The sequence below is a fragment of the Nocardioides sp. Z21_20 genome (assembly GCF_059766585.1).
This window is the reverse complement of record NZ_JCBAJX010000003.1, coordinates 343,121-357,911: the sequence shown is the minus strand read 5'-3', so window position 1 is coordinate 357,911 and position 14,791 is coordinate 343,121. Positions and strand designations below refer to the sequence as shown.

General features: G+C 73.3%; 15 protein-coding genes and 2 tRNA genes. 10 read left to right on the top strand and 7 right to left on the bottom strand.

The window, feature by feature from the left end:
* Window positions 1-20: 20 nt before the first annotated feature.
* The gene (locus AC6EH9_RS08260) at window positions 21-686 is read right to left on the bottom strand and encodes a PaaI family thioesterase (protein ID WP_498422109.1); all 666 of its coding nucleotides are present in this window, start codon (window positions 684-686) and stop codon (window positions 21-23) included.
* Between the two features lie 240 nt (window positions 687-926).
* Here AC6EH9_RS08260 and cimA point away from each other — a divergent pair, with 240 nt between their 5' ends.
* Window positions 927-2,507, top strand: coding sequence for a citramalate synthase (cimA, locus tag AC6EH9_RS08255; protein WP_498422106.1), 1,581 nt, complete (start codon window positions 927-929; stop codon window positions 2,505-2,507).
* A 9-nt stretch (window positions 2,508-2,516) separates the two neighbouring features.
* Here the strand turns inward: cimA and AC6EH9_RS08250 are convergent, their stop codons facing one another.
* Window positions 2,517-3,113 carry a TetR/AcrR family transcriptional regulator gene (locus AC6EH9_RS08250; protein WP_498422104.1) on the bottom strand — a complete coding sequence of 199 codons (597 nt, stop codon included), beginning with the start codon at window positions 3,111-3,113 and terminating at the stop codon, window positions 2,517-2,519.
* Window positions 3,114-3,209: 96 nt separating this feature from the next.
* Here AC6EH9_RS08250 and AC6EH9_RS08245 point away from each other — a divergent pair, with 96 nt between their 5' ends.
* Window positions 3,210-3,755, top strand: coding sequence for an NADPH-dependent FMN reductase (locus tag AC6EH9_RS08245; protein WP_498422103.1), 546 nt, complete (start codon window positions 3,210-3,212; stop codon window positions 3,753-3,755).
* Window positions 3,756-3,804: 49 nt separating this feature from the next.
* Window positions 3,805-5,211 carry an amidase gene (locus tag AC6EH9_RS08240; RefSeq protein WP_498422100.1) on the top strand — a complete coding sequence of 469 codons (1,407 nt, stop codon included), beginning with the start codon at window positions 3,805-3,807 and terminating at the stop codon, window positions 5,209-5,211.
* Window positions 5,212-5,239: 28 nt separating this feature from the next.
* Here AC6EH9_RS08240 and AC6EH9_RS08235 read toward each other — a convergent pair whose 3' ends face one another.
* From AC6EH9_RS08235 to AC6EH9_RS08220, 4 genes are all read right to left on the bottom strand, one after another.
* Window positions 5,240-6,103: a hypothetical protein gene (locus AC6EH9_RS08235; RefSeq protein ID WP_498422098.1), complete on the bottom strand. Its 864-nt coding sequence runs from the start codon at window positions 6,101-6,103 to the stop codon at window positions 5,240-5,242.
* Between the two features lie 69 nt (window positions 6,104-6,172).
* Entirely contained in the window at window positions 6,173-6,778 is a 606-nt protein-coding gene (locus tag AC6EH9_RS08230; RefSeq protein ID WP_498422097.1) for a pentapeptide repeat-containing protein, read from the bottom strand.
* Window positions 6,775-7,335, bottom strand: coding sequence for a M23 family metallopeptidase (locus tag AC6EH9_RS08225; protein ID WP_498422095.1), 561 nt, complete (start codon window positions 7,333-7,335; stop codon window positions 6,775-6,777). The genes AC6EH9_RS08230 and AC6EH9_RS08225 overlap by 4 nt, the downstream gene beginning before the upstream one ends.
* Window positions 7,332-8,216 (bottom strand): 3-methyladenine DNA glycosylase, encoded by an 885-nt coding sequence (locus AC6EH9_RS08220; RefSeq protein ID WP_498422093.1) that lies wholly within the window; start codon window positions 8,214-8,216, stop codon window positions 7,332-7,334. The genes AC6EH9_RS08225 and AC6EH9_RS08220 overlap by 4 nt, the downstream gene beginning before the upstream one ends.
* A 70-nt stretch (window positions 8,217-8,286) precedes the next feature.
* On the opposite strand from AC6EH9_RS08220, the gene AC6EH9_RS08215 reads away from it, so the two are divergent.
* The 7 genes from AC6EH9_RS08215 to AC6EH9_RS08185 all read left to right on the top strand — a co-directional run bounded on the left by AC6EH9_RS08215 (window position 8,287) and on the right by AC6EH9_RS08185 (window position 14,053).
* Window positions 8,287-9,096, top strand: coding sequence for a fumarylacetoacetate hydrolase family protein (locus AC6EH9_RS08215; RefSeq protein WP_498422091.1), 810 nt, complete (start codon window positions 8,287-8,289; stop codon window positions 9,094-9,096).
* A complete protein-coding gene (gltX, locus tag AC6EH9_RS08210) occupies window positions 9,096-10,601 on the top strand; it encodes a glutamate--tRNA ligase (RefSeq protein WP_498422089.1) in 1,506 nt (501 codons plus the stop codon). Before AC6EH9_RS08215 ends, gltX begins: the two co-directional genes overlap by 1 nt.
* 2 nt (window positions 10,602-10,603) lie before the next feature.
* Entirely contained in the window at window positions 10,604-11,626 is a 1,023-nt protein-coding gene (locus AC6EH9_RS08205) for a CPBP family intramembrane glutamic endopeptidase (RefSeq protein WP_498422087.1), read from the top strand.
* Between the two features lie 35 nt (window positions 11,627-11,661).
* Window positions 11,662-11,733 (top strand) — tRNA-Gln (locus tag AC6EH9_RS08200).
* Window positions 11,734-11,825: 92 nt separating this feature from the next.
* Window positions 11,826-11,898: transfer RNA gene (locus AC6EH9_RS08195), tRNA-Glu, on the top strand.
* Window positions 11,899-12,072: 174 nt separating this feature from the next.
* Window positions 12,073-13,560, top strand: coding sequence for an AlkA N-terminal domain-containing protein (locus AC6EH9_RS08190; protein WP_498422085.1), 1,488 nt, complete (start codon window positions 12,073-12,075; stop codon window positions 13,558-13,560).
* Window position 13,561: 1 nt separating this feature from the next.
* A complete protein-coding gene (locus tag AC6EH9_RS08185) occupies window positions 13,562-14,053 on the top strand; it encodes a methylated-DNA--[protein]-cysteine S-methyltransferase (protein ID WP_498422083.1) in 492 nt (163 codons plus the stop codon).
* Window positions 14,054-14,060: 7 nt separating this feature from the next.
* Here AC6EH9_RS08185 and AC6EH9_RS08180 read toward each other — a convergent pair whose 3' ends face one another.
* On the bottom strand, window positions 14,061-14,783 hold the full coding sequence (locus AC6EH9_RS08180; RefSeq protein ID WP_498422081.1) for an IclR family transcriptional regulator: 723 nt from the start codon (window positions 14,781-14,783) through the stop codon (window positions 14,061-14,063).
* Window positions 14,784-14,791: the final 8 nt, after the last annotated feature.

Genomic DNA, 14,791 nt, shown 5'->3' with positions numbered 1-14,791 from the left:
GCACTGAGCGGCCCGGGGGCTCAGGCGAAGCGGGGCGCGTCCGCGCCCGACTGGTCTTCCAGCTCGCGCACCCACCGGGGCAGCACGAAGACGCCCTCGGCCTCGACCGTCACGCGCCCGTCCGGCTCCGCGATGTGGCCCACCACGTGGGCGGTGGTGCCGTCGAGGCGCTCCACGTGGGCGCGGGCCTGCAGCGCCCCGAGCGGCGTCTTGCGGCGGTAGTGCAGGGTCAGCGTGGTCGTCATCCGCGGGCGGCGGTCGAACCCGGCGGCATGGCCGAGCAGGTGGTCGAGCACCAGCGAGGCGACCCCGCCGTGCACCAGACCGGGCGGGCCCTCGTAGGCGGCACCGAGATGGAACCGGGTCCAGGAGACGCCGTCCTCGCCACGGTGGATCTCCAGCGGCGGCGCCATCGGGTTGCGCAGCCCCATCACCGCGTTGCCCCAGGCCCGCGCGGTGCCGGAGGTGCTCACCCGCATCCCGTAGGGGCCGGGCAGCTGGCGCTCGCGCAGGGAGGCCACCACGCGCTCGATGTCGGCGCGGGCGGCGGCGACGGTCTCGGCGTCGGCCTCGGTGCGGATCACGGCGTCGATCAGCTCGCGCACGCTCTGCGTCAACGGCGCATGCACCTCGGCCTGGGCGGCCACCTGGTCGTCGGTGAGCTGGTCGTGCACGAACTGGAGCATGCGGGCACTCTGCCACACGCGAGAACGTGTTCTGGTTCGCTCTCCCACCGGGTGGTGAGACGCGGGCTGTCGGCCGACGCGGCGTGCCACAATGGTCGGGTGCTGAGCGCGATCATCATTCGCTAGCGCGTCGCGGCCTCCGGGCCCCCGACGCGCCGACCTCTCGTTGACCGGGAGGTTTTTTTGTTGCCCCGACCAGCCGCCCCGGACCCCCGGCCGTACGAATCGAGATGGACACCGATGGACCTGCAGGGCTCGTTCCACGTCTACGACACGACGCTGCGCGACGGGGCGCAGCAGGAGGGGCTCAACCTCTCCGTGGCCGACAAGCTGGCCATCGCCCGCCAGCTCGACGGGCTCGGGGTCGGCTACATCGAGGGCGGCTGGCCCGGCGCCAACCCCAAGGACACCGAGTTCTTCCGCCGCGCGGCCACCGAGCTGGACCTCAAGCACGCCCGGCTGGCCGCGTTCGGGGCCACCCGCCGCGTCGGCCTGCGGGCGGCCGACGACCCGCAGGTGGCCGCGCTGCGCGAGTCCGGCGCCGGCGTGGTGACGCTGGTGGCCAAGTCCCACGACCGCCACGTCGAGCTCGCGCTGCGCACCACGCTGGCCGAGAACCTCGCCATGGTCCGCGACACCGTCTCGCACCTGCGCGCCGAGGGGAAGCAGGTCTTCCTCGACGCCGAGCACTTCTTCGACGGCTACCGGGCCAACCGCGACTACGCCCTGGAGGTGCTGCGCACCGCCCACGACGCCGGAGCCGAGGTCGCCGCGCTGTGCGACACCAACGGGGGCATGCTGCCGGGGTGGGTGGCCGAGGTGGTGCACGACGTGATCGAGTCCACCGGCGTCCGGGTCGGGATCCACTGCCACAACGACACCGGCTGCGCGGTGGCCAACAGCCTCGCCGCCGTCGAGGCCGGCGCCACGCACGTCCAGGGCACCGTCAACGGGTACGGCGAGCGCACCGGCAACGCCGACCTGGTCACCGTGGTCGCCAACCTCGAGCTCAAGCTGCAGCGCCCGGTGCTGCCGACCGGCCTGCTCGGCGAGGCGACCCGCATCGCGCACGCGGTCGCCGAGGTGACGAACGTCGCGCCCGCCTCGCGCCAGCCCTACGTCGGGACCTCCGCGTTCGCCCACAAGGCGGGGCTGCACGCCAGCGCGATCAAGGTCGACCCGGACCTCTACCAGCACCTCGACCCGGCGGCGGTGGGCAACGACATGCGCCTGCTGGTCTCCGACATGGCCGGGCGCGCCTCGATCGAGCTCAAGGGCAGGGAGCTCGGCTTCGACCTGTCCGGCGATCAGGACCTGGTGGGGCGGGTGACCGCACGGGTCAAGGAGCTGGAGTCGCGCGGGCACACCTTCGAGGCGGCCGACGCGTCGTTCGAGCTGCTGCTCGTCGAGGAGGTCGAGGGAAGCCGGCCCTCCTACTTCGACGTCGAGTCGTGGCGGGTGATCACCGAGAACCGGCCCGCCGGCGAGGCCGTGTCCGAAGCCACCGTGAAGCTGCACGCCGGAGGCAACCGCCTGGTGGTGACCGGCGAGGGGAACGGGCCGGTCAACGCGCTCGACCACGCCCTGCGCCAGGCCATCGGCCAGGCCTACCCGCAGGTCGCCCGCTTCGAGCTGATCGACTACAAGGTCCGCATCCTCGACCAGGGCCACGGCACCGACGCGATCACCCGGGTCCTGATCGAGACCTCCGACGGGGAGTCCTCCTGGGTCACCGTCGGGGTCGGCGCCAACGTGATCGAGGCCTCGTGGGCGGCCCTGCTCGACGCCGTCACCTTCGGGCTGCGCCGCCACCACGCCTGAGCCGGCAGGTCAGCCGACGACGCGTCGTACCAGGTCCGACCAGCCGGCGATGATCCGCTCGGGGTCGAGGTGCTCGACCGTCACCTGCTGGCGCAGGATCACCACCTCGAGCGGGGCGAGCAGGGCGGTGGCCAGCACGGGGATGTCGCCGGGCACCTCCAGCGCGGTCAGCAGCAGCCGCACGTGCATCGCGGAGAAGGCGTGGGCCGGGTGCGAGCGCGCGCCCGGCGCCCCGCCGGCGGCCACGATCAGGTCGCCGAGCAGCAGGTTGAGCTCGACCCGCGAGCGCCCGAAGGCCAGCAGCCGCTCCAGCGGCTCCGCGCCGGGACCGAGCGGGGCCGGCCCGGAGATCACCTCGGCCTGCCAGGCCGACTCCGAGCGGTCCAGGAGCGCGGCCATCAGCCCCGCCCGACTGTCGAAGTGGCGGAACAGCGTGCCCTTGCCGACACCGGCCTCCGCGGCGACCGCGTCCATCGTCACGCAGGACACTCCGTCGCGCTCGACCAGGTGCGCGGCCGCGGCCAGCAGCACGTCCCGGTTGCGCTGCGCATCGCGGCGCTGGGGTGGTGGCTGCCCGTGGATCGGCAGCGGAGCGGACGGGGTCACGCCTGGACTCTAGAGCATGGGAAGATAAACGGACCGCGGTCCGTTTACGCTCGTGCAGACCGCATGCCACACCCGTCGAACCTCCAAGGAGAACCCATGACCCACACCCGCGTCGCCGTCCTGCTCGGCAGCCTCCGCGCCGACTCGCTCAACCGCCGCATCGCCGGCTTCCTGGCGGAGCAGTCCGGCGAGGACGTCACCGTCGAGATCGTGGAGGGTCTCGCCGACGTGCCGTTCTACAACGAGGAGCTCGACGCGGACGCCGTCCCGGAGACTGCGGCACGCCTGCGTGCCCAGATCGCCGAGGCCGACCGGGTGCTGGTGATCACCCCCGAGTACAACGGCACCATGCCCGCGGTGCTGAACAACGCCATCGACTGGCTCTCGCGGCCCTACGGCCAGGGCGCCCTCACCGGCAAGCCCCTGGCCGTCATCGGCGCCACCCCCACCCCCTACGGCGGCAAGTGGTCGCACGAGGACGCCCGTCGCTCGGCCGGGATCGCCGGCGCCGTCGTGCGGGAGGACCTGACGATCTCCCAGCCGGCGCTCGAGGGCGACATCCTGGCCGACCCCGAGGTGACCAAGCGCCTGCTCGACACCCTCGCCTCGCTCGTGGCCCACGAGGACGACGCGGCGGCCTGACGCCGCGGCCCTCTGGGCTGCGCGCCCCGGGGCCACTAGCGTCGCCAGCATGGCCGACGCCCCGCAGCACCTGCACGACCTGTCCGCCCTGGCGCAGGGGGACCTCGTCCGACGCGGCGAGGTCTCCGCGCTGGAGCTGGTCGAGCACTACCTCGAACGCCCCGACGCCGTCGGGGCGTTCGTCACGCTCACCCCCGACCTGGCCCGGGAGCGCGCGGCCGCGCTGGGCCGCCCGGGACCCGGGGCCTCCCCGCTGTACGGCGTGCCGACCGCGATCAAGGACCTCAACCTGACCGCGGGCGTGCGCACCACCTTCGGCTCCGCGGCCTACGCCGACCACGTGCCGAAGGTCTCCGACAACGTCACCACCTCGCTGGAGGCCGCCGGCATGGTGAGCCTCGGCAAGACCAGCACGCCGGAGTTCGGCTCGCCCTGCTACACCGAGCCCGACGGTGCCCCGCCGGCGGTGACCCCGTGGGACCCCACCCGGATGGCGGGCGGCTCCTCGGGCGGCGCCGCGGCGGCGGTGGCGGCCGGTCTGGTGCCGCTCGCCCCCGGCTCCGACGGCGGCGGGTCGATCCGGGTCCCCGCCTCCTGCTGTGGGCTGGTCGGGCTGAAGCCGACCCGCGGACGGGTCAGCGGCGCGCCGACGTACGGCGACCCGATCGGGCTGTCGGTGGCCGGTCCGCTGGCCCGCACCGTGCGCGACGCGGCGGCCCTGCTCGACGTGCTGGCCGGGCGCCGCACCGGGGACCCGACCTGGGCGCCCGACCCCTCGGGGTCGTTCCTCGCCGCCTGCGAGCACCTCCCGGGGCGGCTGCGGGTCGGCCGGTTCAGCGCCCCGGTGCTCGTCCCGGACGCGCCGGTGGACCCCGAGTGCCTGGCCGCCTGGGAGGACGCGTCGGTCCTGCTGGAGTCCCTGGGCCACCGCGTGGAGGACGTGCCCGTGCCGCTGCCGCCGGAGTCGGTGCCGGTCTTCGAGACGTGCTGGGCGGTGCTCAGCGCCCTCTCCAGCGCACCGGCCGGCCGCGAGCACCTGGTGCGGCCGCTGACCCGGTGGCTCAGCGAGCGCGGCGCGCGGGTCTCCGGTCCGCAGTTCGGCCTGGCGATCGGTCAGCTGCGGCGCTTCGCGGCGGCGGCGCTGAGCGCCCTCGAGCCGTACGACGTGGTGCTCACGCCGACCCTGGCACAGCTGCCGCTGCCGGTGGGGGCGCTGCGCGACGACGCCGACCCCGCCGCCGACTTCGCCGCCCAGATGGCGTTCACCCCCTGGACGTCGGCCTGGAACGTGACCGGGATGCCGGCACTCTCGCTGCCGCTGGGCACCAGCGCCGACGGGCTGCCGATCGGCGTGATGCTCGCGGGGCGCCCGGCCGAGGAGGAGCTGCTGCTCGCCCTGGCCGCGCAGGTCGAGGAGGCCGCGCCCTGGCACGGGCGCCGTCCCCGGCTCTGGTAGCCGGGCGCTCGGCGCTCGCCAGCCGGGCCTAGCCGATGCCGCGGAAGAGCAGCGCCGACTTGAAGTCCACGTGGGCGTACTTCAGGTAGTTGTCGAGCACCTTGTTGGTGACCTTGTCGGTGCGGGTCGCGACCGTCACCACGACGACGCTCCCCGTCGAGCCGGAGCGGAACTTGCCGGCCGCGAACTCCGGGATGAAGCGGCCGTCCTGGATGGTGAACTGCTCCTCCTTGAGACCGTTCGCCGCCTTCTCGGCGCGCTTGGCGTTGCGCATCACGAAGAAGATGTGGGTGAACTGGAGGTTGCCCCCGCGTGCCTTGTAGCTCGCCTCGACCGCGTAGCGACATCCCTGGGAGGTGAGCGCCCCCTCCTTCTCGACCGGGGCGCAGGTGCGGTAGTTCCAAGCCCCGGCGTTCTTGGCGGAGAGCTTCACGTCGCCGAGCCGGAAGTTCCAGTCGTCGCGGTACTCCTTGGCCCTCAGCTTCCCGGTGGCGGTCGGGTCGGGCCCCTCGGTCGGCTCGTCGGTGGGGTCCTCGGTCGGCTCCTCCGTCGGCTCCTCGGAGGGCTCGTCGGTGGGGTCCTCGGTCGGCTCGTCGGTCGGCTCCTCGGTGGGGGACTCGGACGGGCTGGGGCTGGTCGAGGGCTCCTCGGGGCCGGCGGTCACCGTCGCCGGATCGTTGTTGAGGCCGTAGACGATCCCGGCCGTGCCCAGGATCCCCAGCACCAGCGACGCCACCAGCAGCCCGAGGACGAGCCGGTCGCGACCGCTCGCCGCGGGTCGCGTCGGTGCCCCCAGCGGACCGGACAGGTGCGAGGGCGGACCGAACCCACCGGTGCCCCCGCCGCTGCCGGGATCCGCGGGGCCGTGCGGTGGCTGCTGGGAGTGGGACATGGAGCGGGTCCTCCTGTGGACGAGGTGGGGTGCGCGGGTTGTTCTACCCGAGGTGAGCCGGAGTAGTCCTCATCCGGCCTCCACCCGCGCGCCGGCGAGTTCGGCGATGAGCACGGCGCCGGCCAGGTCGAGCCGGGTCTCGCCCAGACGGGCGGCGAGGAGGTCGACGCCCTCGAGGCTCGCGCCGCGCAGGTCGGCGCGCCTCAGGTCGCTCTCGCGCAGCGTGGCGGAGTCGAGCCGGGCACGGCGCAGGTCGCAGCCGGAGAGGTTGCTCAGGGACAGGTCCGCCTCATGAAGGTCGAGGCCGCTGAGGTCCGTCCGGCTCAGGTCCGCGCCGCGGATCGTCACCGCGCCCCACTGACCGCCGCGGACCTTCATCGTCCGCAGGTTGCACCGCTCGAAGACGGACCCGAGCAGCTTGCAGCCCTCCAGGGTCGCGTCGAAGAAGCCGGTGGAGCGGAACGTGCAGGCCACGAAGGCGGTGCTGCGGTGCACCGAGGAGTTGAGCCGGCAGCGGTCGAAGGTGCAGTTCTCGAACAGCGCGCCGTGGGTGCGCACGCCGCTGAGGTCGACCGCGGTGAACGTGCAGTCGACGAAGCGCGCCGAGCCGAGGTCGTCGCCGTACCAGTCCTCGTCGCGGTAGTCGACGTCACGGGCCTCGCCGTCGGCGCTCACCGGCGCAGCTCGAGCAGCCGGCGGGGCAGACGCGCGGTGGACAGCCCGCCACCGGCTTGGCGCACCTCGAAGTGCAGGTGACAGCCGTCGGGGGCACCGTCGTCGGAGACCCGCGCGATCACGTCGCCGCGCCGTACCCGGTCCCCGCGCTCGACGAAGACCTTGCGGGTGTGCGCGATCAGGAAGTCGACGCCCAGGCGGTGGTTGCGGATCAGCAGCGGGTTGCGGCCGTACGCCGGGCCCAGGGCGCCGTTGTCGACCACCCAGCCGTTGCGCGCGGCCGTCAGCTTGCGCCCACACGGGATCGCGACGTCGATGCCGTGGTGGAAGCCGCGGCCGTTCGCGCAGCGCGGGTCGGCGGAGTAGTAGGGCGCCCGGGTGCACCCGAACGGGATCATGATCCGGTGCCGCCCGGCGTACCAGGGGGAGGAGTACGCCGTCCGGTCGCTGCTGTAGAAGCGCCACCGCGGGTCCGGCTCGGCGCTGGCCGCGGTGACCGGGACGAGCAGTGCCGCGACCAGCACACTCAGCAGGGTGACGAGGGCGGCGCGGATCATGGCGGACACGCTATCCCGACCGCGGCGAGCAGCCGCTCGCACTCCTCGACCAGCCGCCGGCGCAGCGGAGCGCCCCGCTCGGCGAAGCCGCGCTGCTGCGCGGCGTACTCCCGCTTGCCCGCCGGCGTCTCCACCTCGAGCGGCTCGAAGCCCAGCCCGGTCAGGTCGTACGGCGCCGCGCGCATGTCCAGGACCCGGATGTCGCGGGCCAGCTCGAAGCAGTCCGCGACCAGGTCGGAGCAGATCATCGGGGTGAGCCGGAAGGCGTGCTTGTACAGGTCCATCCCGGCATGCAGGCAGCCCGGCTGCTCGAACGCCGCCCGGTCGCCGCTGGTGGGGGACAGGGCGTTGAGCGGGCGCGCGTCGGGGGTGAAGAAGCGGAACGCGTCGAAGTGCGAGCAGGCGATCCGGTGGGATTCCACGACCCGGTCGGTGCCGTCCGCGCCCAGGCGCAGCGGCCAGTCGGCGTGGCGGACCTGCTCGGGGCTGAGCCGGTAGACCATCGCCCACTCGTGCATCCCGAAGCAGCCGAGGTTGGCCGGGCGCGACGCGGTGGCGCTGAGCAGCGCGTGCAGCGACTCCAGCAGCGGCCGCTGCCGCGCGACGTACTCCTCGGTGACGCCCACGCCCTCGCCGAGGTGGGCGTAGCCCTTGAGGTCGAGGTACTCCTCGGCTCCGGTCAGGGCCACCCCGTAGCCGGGGTGCCAGCGGCGCAGCTGGGCGGGGCGCTGGGAGTAGTAGGTGAACAGGAAGTCGTGGACCGGGTGCTTGACCCGGGACTCGCGCCGCGCGAGGTGCGGCGCGACGAACGCGTCGACGCGCGCCTCGTGGGCGGCCCGGCGGGCCGACCACTGCGCCTCGTCGAGCACCCGCACGTCCATCGGGACAAGGGTAGGCGCCGGCCCGCACCGTCCGGCGAGCGGGCGGGGCCCGGGCCGTTAGGCTCGACCCGTGCGTATTGCGAGATTCACCACTGGAGAAGACCCCCTGTACGGCGTCGTGACCGGCGACGTCGACGAGTTCGGCCAGCCGGCCGACGACAGCGTGATCGTGGCGCTGGCCGGCGACCCGCTCTACGTCGGCATCAAGCTGCTCGAGCAGGAGTACCGGCTGGCCGACGTGCGGCTGCTCGCGCCGGTCCTACCGCGCAGCAAGGTGGTCGCGATCGGTCGCAACTACGCCGCGCACGCCGCGGAGATGGGCAGCGACCTGCCCGAGGAGCCGCTGATGTTCCTCAAGCCGAACACCTCCGTGGTGGGGCCAGGCGACCCGATCTTCTACCCCCGCCAGACCCAGGACCTGCACTTCGAGGGCGAGCTCGCGGTCGTCATCGGCCGGATCTGCCGCGACGTGCCGCCCGAGCAGGCCACCGACGTCATCCACGGCTACACCATCGCCAACGACGTGACGGCGCGCGACCTGCAGCGCAAGGACGTGCAGTTCACCCGGGCCAAGGGCTTCGACTCGTTCTGCCCGCTCGGGCCGTGGATCGAGACCGACCTGGACCCGCAGACGTTCGCCGACGGGGTCTCGATCCAGACCCACCTCAACGGCGACCTGAAGCAGGACGGCAGCACCCGCGACCTGATCTTCGACATCCCCACGTTGATCGCCCACGTCACCAGCGTGATGACGCTGCTGCCCGGCGACGTCATCCTCACCGGCACCCCCGAGGGTGTCGGTCCCATGAACGTCGGCGACGAGGTGGAGATCTCGATCGCCGGCATCGGCACTCTCACGAACAAGGTGGCTCAGCGCTAATGGTCTCGACAACCCCGACCGACGACGACGCAGGCTCGACCAACGACGCGACCCCCCAGGCGCGCCCCGTCCGCGTCCGGATGGCGCCCTCGCCGACCGGCAGCCCCCACGTCGGGCTGGCCCGCACGGCGCTCTACAACTGGGCCTTCGCCCGCCACAACGGCGGCACGTTCGTCTTCCGCATCGAGGACACCGACGCGGCCCGCAACACCCAGGAGTCCTACGACTCCCTGATCGAGGTCATGCAGTGGCTCGGGCTGGACTGGGACGAGGGCCCGCTGGTCGGCGGCCCCTACGGCCCCTACCTGCAGAGCGAGCGCTCGCACATCTACCGCGACGTCCTCCAGCGGCTGCGTGAGTCCGGCTACACCTACGACTGCTACTGCACCAACGCCGAGGTCGAGGAGCGCCGCAAGGCCACCGGCTCCAAGGTGATGGGCTACGACGGCTTCTGCCGCGAGCTCAGCGAGGAGCAGCTCGCCGGGTTCGCCGGCCGGCCCAGCGTGGTCCGCTTCCGGATGCCCGAGGGCGAGATCACCTTCGACGACGTGGTGCGCGGCGAGATCTCCTTCCAGACCGAGTTCGTCCCCGACTTCGCGCTGGCCCGCGCGAACGGCGACCCGCTCTACACGCTGGTGGCGCCGGTCGACGACGCGCTGATGGAGATCACCCACGTGCTGCGCGGCGAGGACCTGCTCTCCAGCACCCCGCGCCAGATCGCGCTCTTCGACGCGCTCAAGGAGATCGGCGTCGCCAAGATGACGCCGCAGTTCGGCCACCTGCCCTACGTGATGGGCGAGGGGAACAAGAAGCTCTCCAAGCGCGACCCCGAGGCCCACCTGCTGCACTACCGCGAGCAGGGCTTCCTGCCCGAGGGGCTGCTCAACTACCTCGCCCTGCTCGGCTGGGCGATCGCGGAGGACCGCGACATCTTCACCCTCGAGGAGATGGTCGAGGCCTTCGACATCCGCCGGGTGAACCCGAACCCGGCCCGCTTCGACCTGAAGAAGGCCGAGGCCATCAACGCCTCGCACATGCGGCGCCTCACCCTCGACGACATGACGCACCGGGTGCTGCCGTTCCTCAAGGACGCCGGCGTCGTCTCCGACCCGGTCTCCGACTCCGACGCACGCCTGCTGGAGCTGGCGATGCCGCTGGTCGCCGAGCGCATCAACAAGCTCACCGAGGCCGTCGACATGCTGGCGTTCCTGTTCGTCGAGGAGGAGGCGTTCACCCGCACCGACTCCATCGACGACGCCGGACGCGAGGTCGTCCGGGCGGCGTACGACGCGCTGGCGGCGCTGCACACCTGGTCGACCGCCGACATCGAGGAGGCGCTGCGCAAGGCGCTGGTCGAGGAGCGCGGCCTCAAGCCGCGGCTGGCCTTCGGCCCGGTGCGGATCGCGGTGTCCGGGCGCAAGATCTCCCCGCCGCTGTTCGAGTCGCTCGAGCTGCTCGGCCGCGAGCGGGCGCTCTCCCGGCTGCAGCGCGCCCAGGACGCCTGAGCGTGCAGCCCGGCGCCCCCGGCCCCGCGCTGACCCAGGAGGAGATCGACGCGGCGTACCCGCCGCTGGGGTTCCACGAGCTGCACCGGGCCGGGGAGCGCGGCTGGTGGCGCACCCTGCTCGGGGTCGTGCTGCTCGCGGTCACGATGGTCGTGCTGGCCCCGGTGGCCTGGCTGGTGCCGTTCACGGTCGGCTTCGTGGTCGCCGGGGAGCCGGTGGGTGAGGCGATGGGCGACCTGCTCGATCTCGGCGACCCGACGCCGCTCGGCCTGGCCTACCTCAACCTGTCCCTGGCCACGCTGATCCCGGTGGTGTGGCTGCTGACCCGGGTGCTGCACGGGTTGAAGCCGCGCTGGACGACCTCGGTGCGGCCACGGATGCGGTGGGGCTACTTCGTCGCCTGCCTGGGGCTCTCGGTGCTCGCGCTGGTCGCCACCGTGGTGGTCTCCGCGCTGCTGCCGGTCCAGGACGGCGGCGCGGACGTCACCTCGACGCCGCGGGAGTTCACCCGGGAGATCCGCGACTTCGTGATCGTGGTGCTCTTCCTCACTCCGCTGCAGGCGGCGGGGGAGGAGTACGCCTTCCGCGGCTACCTCACCCAGGCGTTCGGCGGCCTCTTCCGCAGCCGTGCGGTGGCCGTGGTCGTGCCCGCCCTGCTCTTCGCGCTGGCGCACGGGCTGGGGCAGAGCCTGCCGATCTTCTTCGACCGGTTCGCGTTCGGGATCGTGGCCGGGCTGCTGGTGGTGCTCACCGGCGGCCTGGAGGCGGCCATCGCCATGCACGTGCTGAACAACTGGCTGGCCTTCGGTCTGGCACTGGCCTTCAGCGACATGGCCACCGCGCTGAACCCGACCGGGGGAAGCTGGTGGTCGATCCCGACGACCCTCACGCAGTCGCTGGTCTACCTCGCTCTGGCCCTGCTGGTGGCCCGCGCGATGCGGCTTCGGAACACCGCGGATTCGGCCGTTTTGGTGGCCTCCCGGGGGCGCGTGTATGGTTTCTCTCCGGCGCCAGAACGGGCCTGAAGCCCCCAAGAATTACGTGGGGGCTTGCATTACCTTGGGATATGGTGTAATTGGCAGCACGACTGGTTCTGGTCCAGTTAGTCTAGGTTCGAGTCCTAGTATCCCAGCGAGATCGCGGCGCAGGCCGCGATTTTGTGCGAGAGGCTAGCCCCGCTAGAGTTTCGCTCGCGAACGAAGCCGCAAGGCGGAAGATCGCAATGCCCCCGTTGTGTAGCGGCCTAGCACGCCGCCCTCTCAAGGCGGTAGCGCCGGTTCGAATCCGGTCGGGGGTACAGACACGAAGGCCCCGCGGTCACCACCGCGGGGCCTTCGTCGTTCCCAGGCGCTCCCGCCTGCGAGCTCACGCCGATTCGGCGGGTTTTCCGCGCGAGTGCGCGCCGACTCGCTGTGGGGTCTGATTTCCGCCAGTCGGGGCGGGGGTGGGGTGTCAGGATGGGGGTGTGTCGATGACCACGTGGCTGGACCCGGAGAGCTGCTACCGCGCGGTGCGCAGTCGCGACCGTCGCTTCGACGGGGTGTTCTGGACCGCGGTGCGCACCACCGGCATCTACTGCCGGCCCTCGTGCCCGGCGCGCACCCCCGCCTTCGCCCACGTGAGCTTCCACCGCAGCGCCGCGTCCGCCCAGGCGGCCGGGCACCGCGCGTGCAAGCGGTGCCTGCCCGACGCCGCCCCCGGCAGCCCCGACTGGGACGTGGCCGCCGACGTGGCCGGGCGGGCGATGCGGCTGATCTCCGACGGGGTGGTCGACCGCGGCGGCGTCCCCGAGCTCGCCCGGCGCGTCGGCTACACGCCCCGGCACCTCAACCGGATCCTGCTCGCCGAGCTGGGCGCCGGCCCGCTGGCGCTCGCCCGGGCGCGGCGCGCGCAGACCGCCCGGGTGCTGATCGAGTCGACCACGATGTCGTTCGCCGACGTCGCGTTCGCGGCCGGGTTCTCCAGCGTCCGGCAGTTCAACGAGACCGTCCGCGAGGTCTACGCCAGCACGCCGTCGCAGCTGCGCGGCCGGCGGGGCGGGCCTCAGACGGCCGGCACGCTGACGATGCGGATCCCGGTGCGCACGCCGTACGCCGGGCGGGCCCTGCTGGGCTTCCTGGCCCGGCGGGCGATCCCGGGAGTCGAGTACGTCGAGGGGGACTGCTATTCGCGCACCCTGGCCCTGCCGCACGGCCAGGGCGCCGTGGCGGTGCGGGTGCCCGACGTCGCCGACGGTGCCGGCGTCGCCTCGGCCGAGGCGACGTTCACGCTCACCGACCTGCGGGACACCTCCGCGGCGCTCGAGCGCGTACGCCGCCTGCTCGACGCCGACTGCGACCCGTTGGCGGTCGACGGACAGCTCGCCGACGACCCGCTGCTGGGGCCCCTGGTCCGCGCCACCCCGGGGCTGCGGGTGCCCGGCCACGTCGACGGCGACGAGGTGGCGGCTCGCGCGGTGCTGGGGCAGCAGGTGAGCGTCGCGGGGGCTCGGACCCTCGCCGCCCGGCTGGCGCAGGCGCACGGCCGCGAGCTGTCCACGCCGGTGCCCGGCCTCGAGCGGCTGTTCCCCACGGCGGGGACGCTGGCCGCGCTGGCGCCGGAGCAGCTGGCGATGCCGCGCTCCCGGGCGCGGGCGCTGACGGGCCTGTGCGCGGCGCTGGGCGACGGCTCGGTGGCCCTGGACCGGGGCCCGGACCGCGGGGAGGTGCGGCGCCGGCTCCTCGCCCTGCCCGGCATCGGGCCGTGGACGGCCGACTACATCGCGCTGCGGGCGCTGGCGCACCCCGACGTGTTCCTGCCGACCGACGTCGGCGTGCGCCAGGCGCTGACCCGGCTGGCGGGCCCGGCGGCTTCGGCACCGGCCGCGGCCGCCGCGGCAGCGGAGCGCTGGCGCCCCTGGCGCTCCTACGCGCTGATGCACCTGTGGCACTCCCTTACCCTGTCGAGCGAGGAGACCTGAGATGTGGACGGAGATGGAGTCGCCCGTGGGCGACCTGCGCATCGTCGAGCGCGATGAGGCGATCGTCGCGATCGAGTTCGCCCCCTACCCGCCGGTGGGCCGCGAGCCCGCGATCGGGGGACGCGCCGACGATCACCCGGTGCTCGTCGAGGCGCGCGCCCAGCTGTCGGCCTACTTCCGTGGGGAGCGGACCACGTTCGACCTGCCGCTGCGCCCGGTCGGGACGCCGTTCCAGCAGCGGGTGTGGGACCAGCTGCGCACCATCGGCTTCGGCGAGACCACGTCGTACGGACGGATCGCGCAGCGCCTGGGGATGACCAACGCGGCCTCGCGTGCCGTGGGGCTGGCCAACGGCCGCAACCCGATCGCGGTGGTGATCCCGTGCCACCGGGTGATCGGGGCGAACGGCAAGCTGGTCGGCTACGCCGGCGGGCTGGTGCGCAAGCAGGCGCTGCTCGACCTCGAGCGCAGCGGCGCCGACGTCCTGTTCTGAGCGGGGGCTACTCGGCGGCGGCGCGGCGCAGGGACTCGGAGAGCCGCTCGGCGGCGGCCAGGACGGCCGGGGCGTGCATCCGGCCGGGCTGGCGCGAGAGCCGCTCGAGGGGACCCGAGACCGAGACCGCGGCGATGATCTTGCCGCTCGGCGAGCGGACCGGGGCCGAGACCGAGGCGACGCCCTGCTCACGCTCGCCGATGGACTGGGCCCAACCGCGGCGGCGGATGCCGGACAGGGCGGTGGCGGAGAAGGCGGCGTTCTGCAGGCCGCGGTGCATGCGCTCGGGGTCCTCCCACGCCAGCAGCACCTGTGCCGCGGATCCCGCCCGCATCGTCAGCTGAGAGCCCACCGGGATCGTGTCGCGCAGGCCGCTGGGGCGCTCCGCGGCGGCGACGCAGACGCGGTGATCACCCTGGCGGCGCCACAGCTGGGCGGACTCGCCGGTGATGTCGCGCAGCCGCGCCAGCACGGGCCCGGCCGCGGCGAGCAGGCGGTCCTCGCCGGCCGCGGCGGAGAGCTCGGTCAGTCGCGGGCCGAGCACGAAGCGGCCCTGCATGTCACGGGCCACGAGGCGGTGGTGCTCCAGGGCGACCGCGAGGCGGTGCGCCGTCGGGCGGGCCAGGCCGGTGCCGCTGACTAGACCGGCCAGAGTCGCGGGGCCCGCTTCCAGCGCTGCCAGCACCAGTGCTGCTTTGTCGAGAACGCCCACGCCGCTAGAGTTGTCCATATGGCAAT